The following is a 19,124-nucleotide window of genomic DNA, read 5'->3' as shown; positions in this document are numbered from 1 at the left end:
GCAATGAAAAAAATCATAGCGCTTGGCGTCATCGTGGTCGTTGCGGTGCTATTGGCGATTTTTGGCCGCGATCTGCTCGATCTGTATCGGCTGCAGAGTTACATCACCACCTCCACTGAGGCCTACCAGGCCGAACGCGGAAACTGGCCCCATCTGACCGATGCCTGCACCGGTTGCCATGGCAGCCACGGTAACTCGATGAACTCGAGGTATCCGAGCCTGGCCGGGCAACCCGCCGCGTATCTGTCTGCCCAGTTGCGCAATTTTGCGAGCGGACAACGGCTTGCGCCCAACATGGGGCCGTTGGCGATGACCCTCAGCCCGGATGATATTGATCTACTGGCGAATTTTTATGCCCGGCAATCGGTCGTTGCCCATGCGGCTGTCAGTCCTGACGAGGGGCTGAGGGATCAGGGCAAACAACTGGTGCAAACCCGAGGCTGCACCGCCTGCCATGGTGCCCAACTGATGGGCCAAGACGCCTTCCCACGCCTGGCTGCACAAGGGCAGGACTACCTTTTGGCCCAGCTCAACGCTTTTGCCAGCGGCGAGCGCATTGAGCCCAGTGGTGCCATGCAAGCCATGGCCGCAGCGCTGTCAGCGCAGGAGCGCCAAGCGATTGCGGCTTATCTGGCCGCACTCGTTCCTCAACCCCGCTAATCCATCAAATTATCTGTCAGCTGTACCGAGGCTATCGTTATGGAACCGAGAAATATTGTGCTGTGCCTTGCCTGTTTCTTGCTGCTTGCCAATGGGCTGACCTTCGGCATCAGGTTTCTGAAGAAAAGAAACCTGCTACTGGCTCTGGAGTGGTTTGTGGTTGCCTTTTCCGCAACAAACTTCCTGGTTTTTTTCCTGACGGGATCGGAGCATGCGTACCTGATTTCATACTTTTGCGACGCGTTCTCCAGAGCCTTTGGGATTCCGCTGATTACCGCGCTCGGGCTGATGGCGGTGACGCATGCCTACAAGCCGTCTGTGGGCAAGGAACTCATGATGTTTGCCGGCGCTCTGCTGGGCACACTCGCGTTGATCGCGGCCAAGGTTCTGGTCCCGCTCCTACCGTATTTCTACGTGCTGATGTGGGTGATATTTTCGGTCTACCTGGTGTATTTCGCAGTACGCCTGGCAACCGTTGGAGAGTCACTGCACGCGATCGGAGTGATGTTTGGCATGCTCGCCTCACTGACCATTGCGTGCATCTACGACTTCTACAAGATCCCCGGCGACGATAGCAATGTACTGCTGAACTTCTACGTGCTTGCACTGACGACCTGGGCTTATCTGCTGGTGCACCTGTATTACGCGTATTGCGCGCTGGAGCGCGCGAAGGGCGCAATGGCAGCTCTGCAAACGCGCTGAGGGGTAGTTGAAGTGTTCGAAGCCGCCGTTCTGGGGGCTTTTTTGCGTGATGCAGAGGAGGACGGGGGGCATCCTTGCCCGTGCAGGATCAAGGGTTCAGCTTGGCCAGATAATGCGCCACGGCCTTGATGTCTTCATCGGACAGGGTGCCCGCCATGGCATTCATGGCCTGCGTCGGATCGGTGCGTTGGCCACACTTGAAAGCGCTCAATTGATCGCTCAGATAAAGCTGCCCTTGTCCGGCGATACGCGGAGCCAGGGGGCCGCCAGAGAGTTTTTCGCCGTGGCAGGCTGCACACCCGTTGGCGGCGACCACACGCTGACCGCGCTGGTCCAGCGCATCATCCTTCGTCGGGACTTCAGTCACACCAGGTTTCTGTTCGGAAAAATAGGCGGCCAGACGTTTGATCTGCTCGTCCGTCAGATTGGCCGCCAGTGGCTCCATCTGTGCGCTGTGGCGACGTCCTTCGGCAAACGCGTGCAACTGGTTTTCGATGTACGCTGCGGTCTGCCCTGCAAGCGCTGCGTATTGAGCGTCGCGCGGTTGACCGTTAGCGCCATGGCAAAGCGCGCAGGTGTCCTGTAACTGTGGCCACGCACCGCCATTGGCCTGGTATGCAGCGTCGTGCTGATCCACGGCCTGCATGAAACGATAGCCCGCCCACAGTTCCGGTCCATACATCGCAATTGATCCGGCCAACGCTGCGCTCACGACGATGGCTCCAACCATCATAATCCGCTTCATCAGGCGTTCCTCCGAGGTTGAAGTAACGCCTGGAGCGCTTCCATTGCGGCGCGATGTCCGGCGCGGACTGCACCGTCCATTGCCCCGGCCCAGATCTGCGCAGTCTCGGTACCCGACCAGATCATGCGGCCGACCGCCGGCGTCAGATACTCGCCCCATTGCGTCCAGAAACCGGGGGGCATGGGGGAAATACAACTCAAACTCCACGGGTCGATCTTGCCCCAGTCCAGATCATGAAACTGAATCGGGTGCAGGGCTTGTTCGCCCATGGCGCTGGCGTAGATCGCCGACAAGGTGTCCTGCGCGGTTTTGGGGTCATGGGGTAATTGGCCAGTTCTGACGAAGCCGCTGAGCACACCCAGGCTGCCGTCCTCCGGCGAATTGTCAAAGGCCCAGATCAGCGGACCTTCCACTTGCACGATCTGGCCGTTGAGGCCTTGGTCGCGCCAGAACGGGCGCTCATAGACGTGCACGGTCTTGCGCATCGGTGCATGGGCCGGCCAATGCCGATGCAGCTCGGCACGCCCGGAGGGCAGGGGTGGATCGAAGACGATCTGATTGCACAGCGCCGGGCTCAGCGCGGCAATCACCTGCCGCGTGCGCATGATGCCCTGATCGGTATGCAACTCGACGACATCACGATCCCAACCGACAATCTTGCGCACTGGGCACGCCAATCGGACTTTTTCTCCGAGAGCTTGCGCCATCTTCAAGCTGAGGATTTGCGAGCCGCCTACCAAACGTGATTCCTGTGCACCCCCTTGGACACCTTCGAGCTTTTCGAGACGGCAGTCAGAGGAGTTGATCATCGCCAGGTAATGCAGGAGCCCCATGCCGGCCGGCGTGGTACCGAAGGTGAGGCTCACGGACATGTTGAAGCCGATCTTGTCGACATTGCTGATGCCTTGCCCGGCCAGCCATTGGCCAATCGAGAGTTTGTCCAGCTCACCCGCATCCTTGGCTTTCCACGGCGCTTTGCTGGGGACGCCTTCGGCGAGTTTGTTCAGTTTTGCGACGATGTCAGTATTGGAATTCGGACCATCGCTGACGTCCTCTTGGACTGTTACCTCGTCTATCAGATAGACCGCCTTGCCCTTGTAGTACGTAGGGAAGGTTGCGACATCAAGCTGTCTGGCCAGATCGGCGATTGACGTTTGACCGGGGCCGATCCATTGCCCACCGGCCTCGCAGATTACGCCATTGCCTAGGTCATGGTTAAGTGTGCGACCACCGACGCGATCGCGGGCTTCAAGCACGACAAACGACTCGCAGCCAGCGGCCTGGAGGTCTCTGGCAGACGTAAGCCCGGACAGGCCTGCGCCAATGATCACCACATCCAGTATCGAGGTGTCTAAAGGTTGGGTTTGCGCCATCGCACGCCCGGTGACACCGAGCCCTCCGGCGAGGGCCGCGCCTCCAACCGCTTGCAATAACAATCGTCGCTGTCGTGATTGCGTCGACAGTTCATCGAGATCCGCATCCATCGTCACCTCCGTCTTTTAGTTATAATCACAGATGTTATGCAAATATATGACGGAACAGGAATTCAGCAAAGTGAAATCGGCGCAATGGCGATTAACCGAGGGGGGTGAGAGATAGGCGGGCGCCATCAAGCAGGATTCGCTGCGCAAATGAAGCGAATCTTCTGGATGCCTGAGGGCAGGGTAGGGTTTAGCGAGCGGGGCTGATCAGCGTGATGACCGCATCCATCAAGGCCTTGCTGCGTTTGGCTTCAAATCGCTCTGGCTCGATTGGCAACATCATCATCCAGCCGTCACTCAGCGCGCTGAGCTGATCGGCGAGCAGATCGGCAGCAATGTCCTTGCGAATGATGCCCTGGGTTTGTCCTTTGCCCAGAATGCTTGCGAGATCCTCGCGAAAGCGCGAGTAACGTTTCTGGATTACGTCGGCAAACACCGGTTCGTGCCGGGCGTGTGCAAGCATCTGAAACAGGGCCAGCCAACGCGCCGAGTCGTTGGCTTGAGTCAGGTTCAACCACTGCTCGATCATTGCCCTGATATCGACTTTTTCCTGATCGGCATCCAGCAAGTGATCGAACTCGTCAAACAGACTCTGCGCCGCCGCCGTGATCATTTCTTCTTTATTGGCAAAGTAATAGGTCACGGCGCCCGTGGTGCAGCCGGCATGGCTGGCAACTTTGCGCAGAGACGTCCCGGCATAACCCTCCTGCGCAATGACTTCGATGGCTGCAGTCAACAGTTCACCGCGTTTTTCCAGACGATTACCTACCGGGCGGCCGCGACGTGGGGCGGGCGCTGAATCACTGTCTTTGGAGTGCTGACTATCCGTGGAAGGCGCTTGAGCATCATGCATGAGAGAAAGTGATTCCGTTGGTTGAAGGCGTTGAGCCGGCAGCGGCTGCGAACGCCATTTTGGCTTGGCACGTCGCGATCATGCAATCGTTCAGATTCGACCGCTGCCAATCACCGCGACGGCCCGAACCTCCACGCGCAAGCCCGGCATTGCCAGTTGTGAAATGCCGACAGCGGTCCAGGCTGGATAACGTTCAGGGAAGTATTCGTCCTTTACCTGTCCAAAGGCGTGCACTTCGCCCTGCAGATCGGTATGAAACGTCATCAACTCGACGACATCAGCCAGGCTTGCGCCGGCAGCTTCGAGGATGGTCCGCAAAGACTGAAACGCCAGATGGGATTGCGCCTGGATGCCTTCGGCGGGAACCATGGCCTCGTCGATACCGACTTGGCCGGACACCCAGATCATGTTGCCGACGCGTGTTGCCTGGGAAAAGTGGAAGTTGTCGTAGATTGCCTGGGTGTGACCAGGGTTGAAGGACTGACGCTGCAGGACTTGAGTGTTCATGGCAATGCTCCTTTATATTAATTGGCGGAACGTTGGGTGGCGGAAGCCGTCTCCCGCTTTCAGGGTCGACAGTTCTTCAGTAAACAGCACGCCTTGCTGCGGGTAACCGCTCGCGCTGTTTTCTGGTAAAGGATGGAAGGTGGCGTCGTCGCCAAAGAAACGGAAAACGAAGGTGTGACGATCCGGGAAAGCTTCATCCACTGGAGCGCCACCATGCAGTGAACCCGGATGCAGCAAGACGATATCGCCAGGCTCGGTAGCCCACGAAATGATGTCGAATGATTCGGGATCGTTTTGGCGCAGCGCCTCGATATCCGGCAGGCGTGGTAATGCGTCGCCGCCATGCAGCGGTTGAGTCGGATCGTTAGGATCGCGAAACGTAGTGCCGTCGTAGCGTGGTCCTTTGTGCGAACCTCGAACGATTTCCAAAGCGTTTTTCTTCGGCACTGATTCAAAACTGATCCAGGCATTGGCCCAGTGGCTTCCGGCCCATGGTAGATAAGACGTGTCCTGATGCCAAAGCGTGCGAGATCCGCGCCCACCTGCTTTGAGAAACACCTCTTCGGCGAAGTACCACACGTTTTCCGAGCCCCAGAGCTGCGCAAACAGCTGGCCAAAGGGCAGGGAGGTTACGAGTTCTTCAAGACGGGCTTTGGCGACGGGGTTGGCATTGTCAACATGGGACTGTTGCTCAGTCCCGTCGAACATTCGGGTTGCATGAGGGCCGTGATTCTCGACTGCCCAGTCATAGGCTGCCCGGCACTCAGCCAATTGATCTTTGTTCAGAAAACCTTTGATCAGGACGGCCCCGTCTTCCAGGAACGCCTTTCGCACAGAGAGTTGCATGAGAGCTTTCTCCTCGAAAATGCCACGTGGCAATTTCGATGCTAGCAGCCCTCAAAATTAAACACAACGGCAGTTATGTTAATTATGAAGAGCCATTACGATGACAGAATCTTGAAGATCTGTGCATACCAGCAATGGCGCCGTCACGATCAAAGATGAGGGTTTCAGCTGCGCAGTCCCCACTCGGTGCCAAGCATCACCTTGTCTGAGCGCACAGCCCTTATCCAGGTATCGGCTTTTTGCGTAGCTATAGAAAGCCTGGATCGCTCGTAGATGCGCCGCCGCAGTATTGAAAACGCGGCGCCTGAGTTTGAGTTGGACGTACATGAGCGGACAAGCATGGGCAACGGCGCGCGTCACCAGCTTGCCCGAGCAGCGGTAGTCGTTGACCTGAAGAGGACTCGTCATGAGCACTATGGACATGGCTCATTTGTGAACGTTGAAAACAAAACGGACAATTAGATTTATTATAAATTACAAATAGTTAGCAATAATATCGCTCCATCATCGGAAAATCGACAACGTTTTTCCGGCAATGAAAACGTCGTTATCGTTATTCCGGCGATGAAAAGCACAGGCCAGACCCAGGTAGATTTCGCTACAGCTGTACGAGTTTATGGCTTTCCTTCTTATGTACCAGTCTTGGTTGGCTGGGCATCTCCAATTCTGATTGGAAAATTGTTCCCCTCGAAGCGGTTATGTCCGACATCTCCGATTCTCATAAAGCATTCTCACAATCACGCATCTGTGATGCAGGCTGCGTGTTACCGAAAAATTCGCGCGATTGGAGCACGCGCATAGAATATTTTTATAACATTTTTCTGCATATCTATCATTTTCCGATTATAAAAAAACCTATCTCCCTTTAAATATATATTGAAAATTCTCTATTACAGCGACCTATGATAATTTAATTTAAACCATTGAAATGACCGGGCTTTTAATTGGCAACTTGGTGTACTTATTTCCCAATTTTTAAAGTTCAATATTCAAATAAATCGTCTTCTTTGCTTTCAGGTCGAGTTCGCACCGAAAATTGGTAGGGCTTGCATGGCTTAGTCTCGCGACTATGATCATCCAAGCGACATACGGCTCAGTCATTCAACACAGCAGGTAGGTTTGATATGGATAGTGATGAGCTGGAGGGCGAAGCTCAGAGACTAGAAAAAGATGGAACATTGGTTCCAGTGAAAAATTCACACGATGGGATTCCCAGAGACTGGAAAGAATCTGGAGTTCCATCCACCAATGAAGTCATTCCGTATCAGGTAAGAACAATTGATTATCGGGAGGAGAAACTCGCGAATGAACGTAAATCCGTATTCGCGCAAATCGATCAAGGGCTGCCCGCCAAGAGAGGCATGGAACTCCTCGGATTAAATAAATCTCAATTCTACAAGCTACTGGATAACTATCGAAACGGAAAAAATATAGTTCGTAATCATAAAGGAACGCCTAAAGGGAGCAACCGATCAACATCGGGACAGATAGCCGCGCTAAACGAAGCGTTTGAAAAGCACTATAAAGGCCCAAAGGCTTCGATCAGTGAGTTATTGAAGTGGGCACGTCGTTATTGTGAAAAGGCCGGCGTAAAACCGGTTAGTCGCCATGCAGCAAGAAGACACTTATATGAGATACCTGAAAGAGACCGAGACCGAAAAAAACTAACTACTGATCAGTTCAATCAAAAATATGGTTTTAAGCCAAAGAAATTAATTGTCGATGGTTTGCTGCGTCGTGTATCAATGGATCATACGCGCGTGGATATATTGCTAGTCGACGAGTTTAATAGAAACGTCATCATTGGTAGGCCGTGGATAACTATGATCATCTGTGACAGGTCTCGGGTGATTCTAGGCTTCTATTTAAGTATGGAAGCCCCAAGTATAAATACAGTTGCCGCGGCATTAGCGTTCGCGGTTATGGGTAAAGAAAGCAGCTTGTTCAGTTTTTTGATGCATCCTGGTGAATATCCGTTCCATGGTATTCCATTTGTGATTTTCACCGATAATGCCGCAGAGTTCTCGAGCGTGGCTTTCATCCAGCAGTGCAAAGAGTGGGGTATGGAGTGGGATCATCGCCCCATCGGCAAAAAATGGTACGGCGGGATCATAGAACGAGTAATTGGCTCATTCATGACAACTGGTGTGCATTTTCTTCCAGGCGCCACTGGGAGCAACGTGGTAGAGCGACAAAGCTTTGAAAGTGAGCTAAATGCCACGATGGATTTTAAGCAATGTGCGGAGTGGATGATGAAAGAAGTGACACTTTATCATGGGACGATTAAAAGAACACTTGGTTGCACTCCCAGGGAAGCTTTCACGCATTATAAAAGCGAAGGAAAGTATGACTCGTCCAGGGTTATTGGCAAGGAGGAAGAGGAGAGGTTCCTTATCGATTTTTGTCCCACCTCCTTTGATCATAAAATTCATCCTTATGGAATTAATTTCGCCGGGCGCAGGTATGCAAGCGAAGCTCTAGAGGAATATGTCGGCCAAAGATTGGATGTAAAATACTTACAGCACGATCTAAATTATATTTGGGTGAAGGCACCTCATGCCTTCCTAAAAATTCGTTGTACATATACCCGCGCCGGGTTGTCGACGCACTGGGAGTCTTACTCAATTCACAAGCAGCTGTCAAAGCGTCTGCCGGCTTTAATCAATAACGCTAGCGGTACTGTCAATGATGATTTCGCACGCGCCGCCATGGATCGGCAGGAAGAAATCGTTCAAGAAGCTGAGGCGATGAAAGCGGTTTTCATGAATGCGCCAAAACAGTTAGCCCTCCCTGCACCACCTCCAGCCCCCCCTTCTATCGAGAAGGTAGATATAAATGACGTAGAGGTACACCCCATTGATGACGACAAAACCTATGTTCAAACCGATGAATATGAATGGGAGGAAGACGATATTTTCCCACCACGGATAATCTCAGACCCGGAAGAGATAGATGTGCTGGTTCCAGTGCTAATCATTGACCCAAAGGAGACTTGAGTTATGAGCGACCTCAGTCATGTCAAGACGGACTTAAGGCACCTAATCGAGTTGCCGGCAGAAAAACGGATCAAGATTTGCCGCCATGATATTTGGATTGATACGCCTCGTCTGAAGCCGTTAATGAACTGCTTGAATCATATGATTTATACAGAAAACCAGATACAGGCTTCAAGCATATTCATCCATGGTGAAGGCGGCGATGGGAAGTCGGCCTTGTTTCAACGCCTTCAGGCTCTGGGTCACCTGTCAGGAAAAAAGATGGTATTCATTACCCTGACCGAAAATATAAATAGATACAAATTACATGATGCGATCTGCGAGCAGTTTCATGTGCAGATCGGCAAGAGAACAACCGCTGCAAATAGAATTGACATTATACTTAAGAAAATCGAATCAGGGGAAATAGGCGCGATCGTTATCGACGAGCTATCAGACGCGATGCTTGAGGGGAACGTTAACAAGAAAGTGATTTTATCGCTAGTACGCAGCCTTGCGGAAGGAAAGCTCAAATTGTGCGTCATCGCCTTCGGTAACTCCGTCGCTCTCGAAGCCATTGCGCTTGATCGAGTTTTGGATCGGCGGTTTGTGCAATGGGAACTCCAAAAGTGGAGCTTGGATCAAGACTTTGTTGACTTTATTGCCACGTATGAAACGCATCTCCCCCTTAAATTTGCATCGAATGTTTCGTCTCCTAAGCTCAGAACGCTTATTTACTCTAATTCACATGGCATTCTGGATAACATCGTGAAGATCCTTAAATGCACCGCGATGGATGCTATCGAACAGGGCGCTGAGCGCATACATCAAGATCAATTTCATAACATTGACGCCCTAGCGGTTAAGTATGGGTTTAAAATCCACCATCCCGGAAAGCCGAAACAGAAATGATAATGCTCTCGCCTGCGCAGTATGCCACCGCTAACGAGGTGTTGGCTGCGTTGACACTTGGAGGTTCATTTTGTCTTATCTCATCCGAGCCGGGTTTCGGCTTGCCGACTTGCATGGAATACGTCAGGTCACGCCTGACTACGCCCGTATTCACAATAGCAGACCACCCTGAACTTTCCGGTCTGGATCTTCTTGGTCAGTTGTATCATCAGCTACATATTGATAGTGAATTTCAAGGAAGAAAAGAAATACCAGGTTTCGTGGTCGAAATTGTTACCTTGAGAGAGGTGTCGACAATATTTATCGATCATATTGATATATTCCTCGGTAACGAAAGCGCAAGGCGCCGTACTATTCAACAAATTAAGTCCATCCTGACTGCATTCCGATCAGTAAACATAGTAGTTTCTGGTCTGGATTCAGATATATCGACCATGCTCGGTCTCCGAGGGTCTACGTCGCACTCCGCTCAGACTATCAGCTTAAAGGGCTTTCGAGATTTTAGTGAGTACTTGGTTTTTTTTGAATCGATACTTGCCGAACACTCAAGCGCGTTGTTCGCGGACGTGTCGCTGGAAGCGCTTTACAACGATACTAAAGGAAATTTGGGCGATACCTTCCTGCGGCTTTTCCACCCCGCGTACCGCTACAAAGGCAAGCATTAAATGATGGTTTGTGTCGATTCCTTACCGATTGAGGGAGAGCTCCTTTTGTCCTGGCTGTATAGGCAAAGCATGGTTTCTAGATACACGCCGCTTGGGCGCGAGGAGCTCAGTCAACTTTGGTCGGCATTCGCCCCCGGTTCAGATTTCGATCCGGATTTCTCGCTGAACTCCAGCTTTGCCAACGCAGCGTGTGATGCCGTAGGCATGAGTTGTGAATTAAGGGCTGCTTTCGTTCAGCCGCCTAGCAGCTGGCTGATCCCACGCTTCTACAGACGCACGTTTTGCTATAAATGCTTGGCTGAAAATTTCCGCACCCAGGCATTCCCAACCGCCCTCAAGGAGTGGTGTGCCGTGGTCGCAGTAGTTTGCGAGCGACATAGGTTGCCATTAATCGATGCCGCAGAGGCATTTAGCCCTAAGCTGAACATGGCCATGAAGTTTTTCGAGTTGCATCACTTGCACGAAGACAGGTTTCTTTCAGCATCACGCTTTGAAGAAGGGGCGCGGACTATCAAATCTTTGATGTCTGTACAAGATATGCTCAAAAGCTTCGAGGTTAAAGACTTTGCCGACAAGCTACAAAATAGTGGCCACCCAGCGAACGAGTGGATGTTCTCGAAATTTTTAATCTCCTTAATGCTTTATCCTAAGTTTGGCCTCATCAACCGCCACATCCGTAACGGCGCTGCTTACCTACAACTACCATTATTCCAACAGACTTTCACTCACGGCCCATTGATAGCCAGTGTCGCCCACCGAAGGGCTGCTCTCCTCATGCTTGGTTGGCTCTTCGAGGTCTTGCCAGAAGAAAAGTCGAGCGTGATTGAGGATCTGCTGAGCGCAGTTGGTGGGATGCTGGGGTTATCGGATGCGTTTGGTGTGGGCTACTCATGCAACGGCTTTACGCCAGAACACGCTGCAGTCATCGCACGCCGACTTATGAAATGGCACGCTTGTACAGCCTCCCGCAGGATTCAAAGATTTATAGAGGGGTTCGTCGCCTCAACTGGCAAGTGAAGATCGGCTGTCAAAACATCTAGAAGAGAGAGTGGAGATTGAATGGATACAAAATTCTCTTTAATCAGCGAAATCACGCTACCTTTGGGCTCAGTCTGCTCAGGCGGCCCATATGCCGGTGCCGGAGTATGGATTAGCTTTCTAGTGGCCATGCCATGCGTATACGTTTTCCAATATTCGATGCGTCCCAGCTCGGAGCGAAATGGCATGGAGATAGCTGTGAGCGCAGTCAGGTGGGGAAAACCTTGGCCAACCGCCAGGCACCGTCGGATCAGATTTACCGATACAACATTGTACTCGCCGTGGCCTGTGGGGCAGGAGTACGATAACGCACGTGATTTAAGCGACTTATTTTTATCCAGGTTTTTTCAGTGGCCGGCAGAGATATGCAGCAGCAGATCAGACGTTTTCAGAACCTCTTTTGCTTCAATTTCGGAACAAGTAGATACCACCGTTGCATCCTTGCAAGGTATCTTGTTATGTCCACTCGGACTGCCTTGACCTGGCCTGGAGTACAATCCTCCTCACGGAAGGGCTCCAGCGTTGATGAAGTTTGGCTTCGTGTTTCGGCAACAGGATCCTCAATCAAACATGTATAAATAGTTACTTCAATGAGGCTACTGCGCTGTTAGACCTTCGGCTCCTTCCATATCATGCTCACCGTCGATTTCGCAAGCCCCAGCAGCTCCGCAGTCTCCTTCTGCGTCTTTCCCTCAGCCTTGCACTGAAGCACCGCCGCTCGATTGGCAGCGCCTGATCGAATACGACCGTGCACCGACTGAAGCTTGCCGTCCGTGAACTCGCCGTCGAGCTTGTCCAGGACACCGAGCTTCTCAAGCTTGGTGATCTCGCCGGCCAGGTCTTTCAAAAATTCCTTAGGAGTCTGGCTGCGGTCATGAGCGCTGGCCACGGCCACAAGCGCTACAAGATCGACGTCCAACGCGATGGCTATGTCTTCGAGCGACGAAAGGGTAGGGTTGCTTTTCGCTCGCTCGATATTGTTCATCTGACGCGCCTCGACACGGCCATGAAAGTCTTCCTGGGACAGATTCCGGGCGGTACGTGTCAGCCTTAAGACTGCGGCCAGCGGTTCTCTCAACGACATTGGAATACCCAAAGCCGAGGATAAAGCCATATTGCGCGGTTCGACTCCATGCAATATAGTGCTGCGAGATGAACTATCAGGCATATTTCGTGCGCTGTTCTGATCGAGGAAGCGAAGGCTGGGATGCTTCCGCTCCATGCGCCGGTAGTCCCGGCACGCGTGCGCTCCGTAACCCAGTCTGCGTCAATTTATAGCTAAATCCTCAAGAGCCAGCGTTTGCGAATCAGAATTTACTCAGATCTCCATGCCGAGTTCCACCGTTTCGACCCGCCGCCCCTTGATGGTGGAGTTGACCTGGTAATCCTCGCCGGCGACATCAACAAAAAGGTCAGGGGCGTCCAGTGGGCCAACGAGACGTTCGCCTGCCTGGTCGTGTACGTCACAGGGAACCACGAATATTACGACGGGCACCTTGATCGCACCTTGCAGAAGATGAAGGACGCCGCGGCCGGCCACGTGCATGTGCTGGAAAACGAATCGCTGATTCTGGGGGATGTCAGAATCCTCGGCAGCACAGCGTGGACTGACTTCACGTCAACAGGGAACCAGATCGCCGCTAGCAACGCTGCCAGGCAAGGCATGAACGACTTCAAGTACATCAGGGCAGACTCGAACTACAGACGATTGAGACCGGATGACCTGGTTTCCCGGAACCACACCGCCAAGGGCTGGCTCACCCAAGAGCTTGCTCAACCATTTGACGGCAAAACGGTAGTGGTAACCCATCACTCACCATCTTCCGTGGTGATTGGTGAGCAGCATGAAGGGCATCTTACTGCAGCGTACACCAACGACTGGCAGCACCTAATTGAGGAGGCCCATGTGTGGGTGTTCGGTCACACGCATGAGGCTACAGATGTTGAGCTGGCTGGCTGCCGGGTGATCTCAAACCCCCGTGGCTACCCTGGAGAGAACACCGGTTTTGACCCTTTTTTCGAGATCCAAATCTAATGGCCACTTCGGCGATGAAGCACTTTTTTGACCACGCCGTCGAGCCGATAGAGCTCGAGCGAGATCTTCCCTCAGAAGTCATTCAGGCACAGGGCATTTCCTGGGGGGTGGTCGTCGACGCTTACCTTGTCAACGCAGCACGGGCAGGGCAGAGCTATGCGGCGCTCGTTTACAACGATCAGTCAAACGTGAGCTCGAATGGGATGACGGTTGCTACCCCTCCACTTCAGCTTGTTGAGACAAGGGCGGGGTTCAAGCTAATGCGCAGCCTAAGCGGCAAAGACTACTACGTTATCGCTAGCGAGCTCAGCGAGCCGCGGTGAGCATTCAATTGGGTTGACTCACCCGGCCTGGAAGCCGCTTTCAACCTGTAGTACTTGGCAAGGCGCGGCGAGCACCTCGGATTTAGAGCTTTATATATCCCGCTGACCAACTCGCTGGACGGCTTCGTGCGCACTCGTGTTCACGTGGCCTTTGAAAGCACTAAGGAAAATGCATGTCTGGTCTGAAAAGAATTGAACTTACCATCAAGAACTACAATGTTAAAAATTCTGCTGAAATTGATACGCTCTATAGCCAAGTTCGGTGTGAAGACAGTGAAGGGAAAACCTTCTATTTCAAAGAAGTTTGCATGCTCGACTACCTGAAAAGGCACGGGGCGATTGTTACTGACAAGCCTCGCACTTGGTACTACAAGCATTTGAACAAGAAAAGCATCGTTCTGGTGGCGTTCCAAAAGGCAGATGGAAAGGTTGAATATGACCTTGATCACCTGCGGCAGGTTGCTAAATCCAGCATTCTCAAAGGGATCGTTTTCGCTGTGGCGGCAATTCCTGCGGGCTTGATCATCGCAACAGCGACGTTTGGTATCGGGCTACTGTTTACGCCTGTGTGCCTCTTCTATGCATACAGAAGTCTCTTTAAAATCCCCCGGATGCTGCGTCGAAGCACTCTGGTGAACGAGCTCGCCGCGCATGGAGTGGTTGTGCAGTAGCGAGCAGCTGCGAGGCTGCGTACTGATGAGGAGCAACGAATGACAGTAGCGGTAATTTTTGATCTCTTCGGTACGCTTTTGGAGATTCGAAACCGGCAGAACCCCTATCGACGGCTTCTCCGCCTGGGCTCACAGCAGGGTCGCGCCTCATCCCCCAATGATATCCGCTGGAGCATGACCCACGACCATGGCCTCGAAGACACTGCGGCTGCATTTGGAATCAAAATCTCGCCTGCTCAGTTAGCCAATCTCCAAGCTGCTCTGGAGCTGGAGTTGCAGTCGATTCGGGTGCTCGACGACTCGTGACCAGCGATCCCACCCGCGTCGTCCTGCATCCGCCTCGGGCTCGGCAACTAGGAAAACCGATACCACAGCGCTCCTGCACCTCAGCCACCGCTCTTAGCCGCTAGAGATAGCGCCTTGCCCGAGTCTGTGGCATATAGCCAGTCACATTGCGTTTGGCTAGGAAGCCTCGACTCGGCCATGAGCCAGGCTTAGGGAGAAGTGGTATGTATCTTTCATCGCTGTCGATCAAAAATTTCCGCCAGTTTGGTGATCTGACTCCAGGCTTCGTCATCCATTTCAATGAAGGCGTCACTGCGCTTGTCGGTGAGAACGATGCTGGCAAGACAGCGGTAATCGATGCCATCCGGCATGTCTTGCAGACCCGTGACTCTGATTTCTTGCGCTTGGAACTGGAAGATTTTCATGTGCAAAGCAATGGTGAGCCTGCAACCGACATCACCTTGGTTTGCACACTCTCCGGGCTATCCACCTTGGAGCTCGGTGCTTTTGCTGAGTATGTGACATTCTCTCACGGCGTGGGCGTGCTCCATGTGCATTGGTCAGCGCGTCGACTCGCTGTGCCCACGGCATCAAGGCGCTGGGTCGACATTCAGGTTCGATGTGGTGAGCGTGGGGAAGGGCCGGCCCTGGACGTCGGGGCGCGGCAACTACTGGCGACCGCTTACCTGAAGCCTTTGCGCGATGCCGAGCGTGAGATGTCGCCGGGCCGTAACTCCCGGCTCTCTCAAGTGCTGAGCAGCTTTCCCGGTATCGACAGTGGGGAGTCGTATGTGCAGACCGCTCCACCAGCTTCTACAGCTGATGCCTATGGCCTGAGTATCGCGGGGATGGGCGATTTCATGCGTGAGCTCGTCCGGGGCCATGACTCTATCAAGGTTGCCCAGGCGACCATCAATGATCGGTATCTAGAGCCACTCTCTCTCGCGGGACAGCCGCTTCATAGCAATCTTGGCTTCGGCGATACAGGGAGTGAGACCACCAAGCTCAAGCAAATCCTTGAGCGGCTGGAGCTGGGACTGCTCGACAAGGGTTCAGGCTTAGTGAAGGGCAGTTATGGTTTGGGCTCAAATAACCTACTTTTCATGGCCTGCGAACTCCTGCTGCTTGGCAAGGAGCCGGACGGACTTCCGCTCCTGTTAATCGAAGAACCAGAGGCGCACCTTCACCCGCAGCGCCAGCTCAGGCTCATGGAGTTTCTGGCGAACGCATCCCAACCTGCAGCTCAAGCTCAGGGGCAGGAGCCAGCGAACACGCGAGCTGTTCAGGTAATCCTCACAACTCACAGCCCGAACCTCAGTTCCAAGATTGCCTTGGAAAACCTGGTGCTCATTCACGGTCAGCGCGCGTTTTCCATGGCACAAAAGTGCACCAAGCTTTCCGCTGACGATTATCGCTTCCTAAGTCGTTTTCTGGATGTCACGAAAGCAAGCCTGTTCTTCGCGAAGGGGTTGCTCATCGTTGAAGGTGATGCAGAGGCCATTCTATTGCCGGCCCTTGCTCGACTGTTGGAGCGTGATCTGACCAAGCACGGCGTGTCGATCGTGAACGTCGGGGGAGTTGGGTTGCGTCGTTACGCGAACATCATGCAGCGCGCCGATGACTCGGAAGGTGTAATCCAGATACCTACGGCTTGTATCACCGATATGGATGTGATGCCTGATTGCGCGCCGGCGATCATGGGGTTAGACCCGAACAAACTCACTCCAGGTGGTAAACCAGCGCCTCGGCGTTGGAAAATGATGAGCGACTTCGGTGCTACTGATGATGAGCGTGCACCAAAGCTCGCGGCTCATCGGTATAAACGGACGCGTGGCGACGGCCAGAACGTGAAGACCTTTGTGGCCAATCATTGGACGCTCGAGTATGACCTCGCCGTTGAAGGGCTCATGGATTGGATGCATAGAGCCGCCACGTTGGCTTTGCATGACGCGAAAATCAATGAAGGCACCTTGCCGCGCATGAAAGTACTTGAGAAGGCGAGTAAGGCGCTGGCGGCGCTCAAGGAGCGCTACACCGACGAAGCGGAGCGCGCCACTGAGATTTATCGATTTATAGACTCTGGCTCAAAGTCGATCACTGCACAGCACCTGGTCGACCTACTGGAGGCGGCGTTTGAAGAGGGTGAGCTCGACCAGGGTCGCTTGCGTGCTGCGCTGCCGCCGTATGTGGTTGAGGCGATCGAATACGCTACAGGTGGGCCGATCCCGGATCTGACACCCCAGCCTCCCGCTGAGCCAACCAGCATCGCACCTCCAGAAGCTGCTGAAACGGGGGATTTGGCGTAATGCGGCTCCAGGATCTTGTTCCGGCAGTTACCGATGCCGACATCGAATGGGTGAGCACGCTTATGTCGCTGCGCGACCTCGACGAGCCACGAAGAGCCTTTCTCAAACGTCTCGATACTCTTGATGTGGCAGCATGCCCGGGTAGCGGCAAGACCACTTTGGTGGTTGCCAAGCTGGCCATTCTCGGTCGCCACTGGCGCAGTCGAACGCAGGGAATCTGCGTGCTGTCGCACACCAATGCCGCACGCGAGGAGATTGAGCATCGCCTGGGCACCACGGAGGTCGGCCAGAGACTGCTGCGATACCCGCATTTCATCGACACCATCCACGGTTTTGTCATGCGGTTTCTGGCCTCACCTTGGCTGAGATCGAACGGTCATCCGCTTGTTATGGTTGATGATGAGGCGACCGGGCGTGCCAGGGGAAGGGCGTTGGGGCGCGAGCGAAGAAATATGGAGAGCTGGCTTGGTAACAGAGACACAACGCTTGCTGATCTTCGTCTTCAAACCGCTGATTTTTCGAATCCGCTTGGAGGCGTGCACTACATTTGTTCGCCCAAAGCTCCATCACACGGGAAACTAGCCAGAGCCATGGGCGCTGCGGCGTCGGAAGGTTACTTTTGTTACGACGAGGTGTTCACACTCGGTCAGGCCATGATCGAGCAAGAACCGGATATCGCTCGCTCATTGCAAGCTCGGTTTCCGTGCGTGCTCGTCGATGAAATGCAAGACACGGACGCGTCGCAGAATCGTCTACTTAACCTCGTATTTCCACGCGATGCTGTGGATACGGTCGTGGTGAGGGTAGGAGACCCGAACCAACAGATCTTCAAGGGTGACAGAGAGTCCGATGGCGCATTTCCTGACGGAGAGACGATTGATATCTCTACCAGCTTTCGGTTCAACCAGGCCATTGCCTCCTTAGCGAACGGGTTCGCCGTCGCTCCGATTACCGGAGGATTAATCGGTCGGGGAAGAACGGGGGATGGCTGCCCAAATACAATCTTTGTCTTTCCTGACAACGATACAAGCAGTGTCCTCGGCGCGTTTGGGGAACTGGTGTCTCGGTGCCTACCTGTCGCTGAACGCGAACACGGGGTGCATGCAGTCGGTGCTGTACACCGGCTGAGGGAGTTCAAGGAAGAGCACTTCCCCAAGGCGCTGGTGCACTATTGGAGCGAGTATCGCTCAGAGGCTAATAGCTCGAGGTATGCGCCTAAAACGTTTGTTGAGGGGGTTCGCAGGGCGAGGGCACACTTGGCTATCAGCGGCCACGCACACGAAAGCGTTGAGATGATTGCCAAGTGTTTGCTTCATCTCGCGGAGCGAGCCGGGCTGAGGAAGCCGGTCAAGATCAGGGCACGGCTTCACCGATATATAGAGCGAAGCTTGGCGGGTAACGCGAACCTACTGAACGCTTACCAACGAGGCATTTACCTCTATTTGTTCCACCCCCATCCACTGCGTAAGGAACGGTGGGTGGAGACGCATGCGGTGCTACTCAAGCGCCTGATCGAAGAGCTGCATTCCGGGGAGGAGATTTCATTCAACGGTGAGGTTGAAGGCTACCTTGCCTGGACAGAGCCAGGCGATACGGCAAATGTGGATTCGGCGTTACCCCGTAAAACCATCAATACATTCCGGTTCGAGGATGGCAGGAACGAACCCGTCGACGTGCAGCTAGCTTCGATGCACTCAGTCAAGGGCAAGACTCATTCGGCGACGCTGATCCTGGAAACGTTCAATGGGCAGCACGTTCTGGAGATGATGTTGCCCTGGCTCGAGGGTAAGCCGCTGGTAAAGAAGGAACACCAGGTGACTTTCCGGAAAAACAGGATGCTCATGTACGTGGGTATGACTAGGCCCACCCATCTGCTGTGTCTCGCCATTCGGAGCAGTGCGCTGGGAGAGGGGGAGGTGAGAGCTGAGCGGAGGGCCGCGCTGGAAGCACAGGGGTGGGTGATCAATGAACTCGATGCGCGAGTTACTGGCTGAGTCAAACTGCTCGCGTTCGGAGCGCTTTGGAGTGCCAACCTGGTGGTATGTCTGCCGTCGTACGAATCTCACTTTTGAGAGGGCTGGATGCCTCGTTTGACAGTGGGCATCCAGTCCCGGTGTAAC

18 protein-coding genes are annotated in these 19,124 nt (G+C 53.6%); 12 read left to right on the top strand and 6 right to left on the bottom strand.

Annotation, left to right across the window (positions count from 1 at the left end):
* Positions 1-3: 3 nt before the first annotated feature.
* Together JFT58_RS23065 and JFT58_RS23060 are read left to right on the top strand one after the other, a co-directional pair.
* Positions 4-660: a c-type cytochrome gene (locus tag JFT58_RS23065; protein WP_054896441.1), complete on the top strand. Its 657-nt coding sequence runs from the start codon at positions 4-6 to the stop codon at positions 658-660.
* Between the two features lie 39 nt (positions 661-699).
* Positions 700-1,362 carry a hypothetical protein gene (locus tag JFT58_RS23060; RefSeq protein ID WP_054896442.1) on the top strand — a complete coding sequence of 221 codons (663 nt, stop codon included), beginning with the start codon at positions 700-702 and terminating at the stop codon, positions 1,360-1,362.
* A gap of 88 nt (positions 1,363-1,450) precedes the next feature.
* Here JFT58_RS23060 and JFT58_RS23055 read toward each other — a convergent pair whose 3' ends face one another.
* From JFT58_RS23055 to JFT58_RS23035, 5 genes are all read right to left on the bottom strand, one after another.
* A complete protein-coding gene (locus JFT58_RS23055; protein ID WP_054896443.1) occupies positions 1,451-2,107 on the bottom strand; it encodes a c-type cytochrome in 657 nt (218 codons plus the stop codon).
* On the bottom strand, positions 2,107-3,591 hold the full coding sequence (locus JFT58_RS23050) for a flavin monoamine oxidase family protein (protein WP_054896444.1): 1,485 nt from the start codon (positions 3,589-3,591) through the stop codon (positions 2,107-2,109). The genes JFT58_RS23055 and JFT58_RS23050 overlap by 1 nt, the downstream gene beginning before the upstream one ends.
* Positions 3,592-3,778: 187 nt before the next feature.
* Complete coding sequence (locus JFT58_RS23045) at positions 3,779-4,441, bottom strand: TetR/AcrR family transcriptional regulator (RefSeq protein ID WP_054896445.1); 663 nt, start codon at positions 4,439-4,441, stop codon at positions 3,779-3,781.
* 90 nt (positions 4,442-4,531) lie between these two features.
* Positions 4,532-4,948: a RidA family protein gene (locus JFT58_RS23040; RefSeq protein ID WP_054896446.1), complete on the bottom strand. Its 417-nt coding sequence runs from the start codon at positions 4,946-4,948 to the stop codon at positions 4,532-4,534.
* 12 nt (positions 4,949-4,960) lie between these two features.
* Complete coding sequence (locus tag JFT58_RS23035) at positions 4,961-5,794, bottom strand: phytanoyl-CoA dioxygenase family protein (protein ID WP_054896447.1); 834 nt, start codon at positions 5,792-5,794, stop codon at positions 4,961-4,963.
* 1,124 nt (positions 5,795-6,918) lie between these two features.
* Here JFT58_RS23035 and JFT58_RS23030 point away from each other — a divergent pair.
* From JFT58_RS23030 to JFT58_RS23015, 4 genes are read left to right on the top strand one after another with little or no spacing between them, the layout of a single operon-like run.
* On the top strand, positions 6,919-8,790 hold the full coding sequence (locus JFT58_RS23030; protein WP_198834662.1) for a Mu transposase C-terminal domain-containing protein: 1,872 nt from the start codon (positions 6,919-6,921) through the stop codon (positions 8,788-8,790).
* A gap of 3 nt (positions 8,791-8,793) precedes the next feature.
* Complete coding sequence (locus tag JFT58_RS23025) at positions 8,794-9,681, top strand: TniB family NTP-binding protein (RefSeq protein WP_198834661.1); 888 nt, start codon at positions 8,794-8,796, stop codon at positions 9,679-9,681.
* 2 nt (positions 9,682-9,683) lie between these two features.
* On the top strand, positions 9,684-10,346 hold the full coding sequence (locus JFT58_RS23020; protein ID WP_198834660.1) for a hypothetical protein: 663 nt from the start codon (positions 9,684-9,686) through the stop codon (positions 10,344-10,346).
* 45 nt (positions 10,347-10,391) lie between these two features.
* Positions 10,392-11,363: a hypothetical protein gene (locus tag JFT58_RS23015; RefSeq protein ID WP_198834659.1), complete on the top strand. Its 972-nt coding sequence runs from the start codon at positions 10,392-10,394 to the stop codon at positions 11,361-11,363.
* 628 nt (positions 11,364-11,991) lie between these two features.
* Here the strand turns inward: JFT58_RS23015 and JFT58_RS23010 are convergent.
* Entirely contained in the window at positions 11,992-12,369 is a 378-nt protein-coding gene (locus JFT58_RS23010) for a helix-turn-helix domain-containing protein (protein ID WP_233095438.1), read from the bottom strand.
* Positions 12,370-12,684: 315 nt separating this feature from the next.
* On the opposite strand from JFT58_RS23010, the gene JFT58_RS23005 reads away from it, so the two are divergent.
* From JFT58_RS23005 to JFT58_RS22980, 6 genes are all read left to right on the top strand, one after another.
* Entirely contained in the window at positions 12,685-13,419 is a 735-nt protein-coding gene (locus tag JFT58_RS23005; RefSeq protein WP_198834658.1) for a metallophosphoesterase family protein, read from the top strand.
* Complete coding sequence (locus tag JFT58_RS23000; protein ID WP_198834657.1) at positions 13,419-13,742, top strand: hypothetical protein; 324 nt, start codon at positions 13,419-13,421, stop codon at positions 13,740-13,742. The genes JFT58_RS23005 and JFT58_RS23000 overlap by 1 nt, the downstream gene beginning before the upstream one ends.
* Positions 13,743-13,915: 173 nt before the next feature.
* Positions 13,916-14,413: a hypothetical protein gene (locus JFT58_RS22995; RefSeq protein ID WP_198834656.1), complete on the top strand. Its 498-nt coding sequence runs from the start codon at positions 13,916-13,918 to the stop codon at positions 14,411-14,413.
* A gap of 39 nt (positions 14,414-14,452) precedes the next feature.
* On the top strand, positions 14,453-14,719 hold the full coding sequence (locus tag JFT58_RS22990) for a hypothetical protein (RefSeq protein ID WP_198834655.1): 267 nt from the start codon (positions 14,453-14,455) through the stop codon (positions 14,717-14,719).
* A gap of 203 nt (positions 14,720-14,922) precedes the next feature.
* Positions 14,923-17,004, top strand: coding sequence for an ATP-dependent nuclease (locus tag JFT58_RS22985; protein WP_198834654.1), 2,082 nt, complete (start codon positions 14,923-14,925; stop codon positions 17,002-17,004).
* Positions 17,004-18,998, top strand: coding sequence for a UvrD-helicase domain-containing protein (locus JFT58_RS22980; RefSeq protein WP_198834653.1), 1,995 nt, complete (start codon positions 17,004-17,006; stop codon positions 18,996-18,998). The genes JFT58_RS22985 and JFT58_RS22980 overlap by 1 nt, the downstream gene beginning before the upstream one ends.
* Positions 18,999-19,124: the final 126 nt, after the last annotated feature.

It is taken from the genome of Pseudomonas sp. MF6767, assembly GCF_016405475.1.
GTDB lineage: Bacteria > Pseudomonadota > Gammaproteobacteria > Pseudomonadales > Pseudomonadaceae > Aquipseudomonas > Aquipseudomonas paracarnis.
This window is presented reverse-complemented; position numbering and strand designations above follow the sequence as displayed.

What these genes read in the sequence shown, in the direction of transcription:
- JFT58_RS23065 (WP_054896441.1), top strand. Translation starts at nt 4, where the DNA reads ATGAAAAAAATCATAGCGCTTGGCGTCATCGTGGTCGTTGCGGTGCTA.
- JFT58_RS23060 (WP_054896442.1), top strand. Translation starts at nt 700, where the DNA reads ATGGAACCGAGAAATATTGTGCTGTGCCTTGCCTGTTTCTTGCTGCTT.
- JFT58_RS23055 (WP_054896443.1), bottom strand. Translation starts at nt 2,107, where the DNA reads ATGAAGCGGATTATGATGGTTGGAGCCATCGTCGTGAGCGCAGCGTTG.
- JFT58_RS23050 (WP_054896444.1), bottom strand. Translation starts at nt 3,591, where the DNA reads ATGGATGCGGATCTCGATGAACTGTCGACGCAATCACGACAGCGACGA.
- JFT58_RS23045 (WP_054896445.1), bottom strand. Translation starts at nt 4,441, where the DNA reads ATGCATGATGCTCAAGCGCCTTCCACGGATAGTCAGCACTCCAAAGAC.
- JFT58_RS23040 (WP_054896446.1), bottom strand. Translation starts at nt 4,948, where the DNA reads ATGAACACTCAAGTCCTGCAGCGTCAGTCCTTCAACCCTGGTCACACC.
- JFT58_RS23035 (WP_054896447.1), bottom strand. Translation starts at nt 5,794, where the DNA reads ATGCAACTCTCTGTGCGAAAGGCGTTCCTGGAAGACGGGGCCGTCCTG.
- JFT58_RS23030 (WP_198834662.1), top strand. Translation starts at nt 6,919, where the DNA reads ATGGATAGTGATGAGCTGGAGGGCGAAGCTCAGAGACTAGAAAAAGAT.
- JFT58_RS23025 (WP_198834661.1), top strand. Translation starts at nt 8,794, where the DNA reads ATGAGCGACCTCAGTCATGTCAAGACGGACTTAAGGCACCTAATCGAG.
- JFT58_RS23020 (WP_198834660.1), top strand. Translation starts at nt 9,684, where the DNA reads ATGCTCTCGCCTGCGCAGTATGCCACCGCTAACGAGGTGTTGGCTGCG.
- JFT58_RS23010 (WP_233095438.1), bottom strand. Translation starts at nt 12,369, where the DNA reads ATGAACAATATCGAGCGAGCGAAAAGCAACCCTACCCTTTCGTCGCTC.
- JFT58_RS23000 (WP_198834657.1), top strand. Translation starts at nt 13,419, where the DNA reads ATGGCCACTTCGGCGATGAAGCACTTTTTTGACCACGCCGTCGAGCCG.
- JFT58_RS22995 (WP_198834656.1), top strand. Translation starts at nt 13,916, where the DNA reads ATGTCTGGTCTGAAAAGAATTGAACTTACCATCAAGAACTACAATGTT.
- JFT58_RS22990 (WP_198834655.1), top strand. Translation starts at nt 14,453, where the DNA reads ATGACAGTAGCGGTAATTTTTGATCTCTTCGGTACGCTTTTGGAGATT.
- JFT58_RS22985 (WP_198834654.1), top strand. Translation starts at nt 14,923, where the DNA reads ATGTATCTTTCATCGCTGTCGATCAAAAATTTCCGCCAGTTTGGTGAT.
- JFT58_RS22980 (WP_198834653.1), top strand. Translation starts at nt 17,004, where the DNA reads ATGCGGCTCCAGGATCTTGTTCCGGCAGTTACCGATGCCGACATCGAA.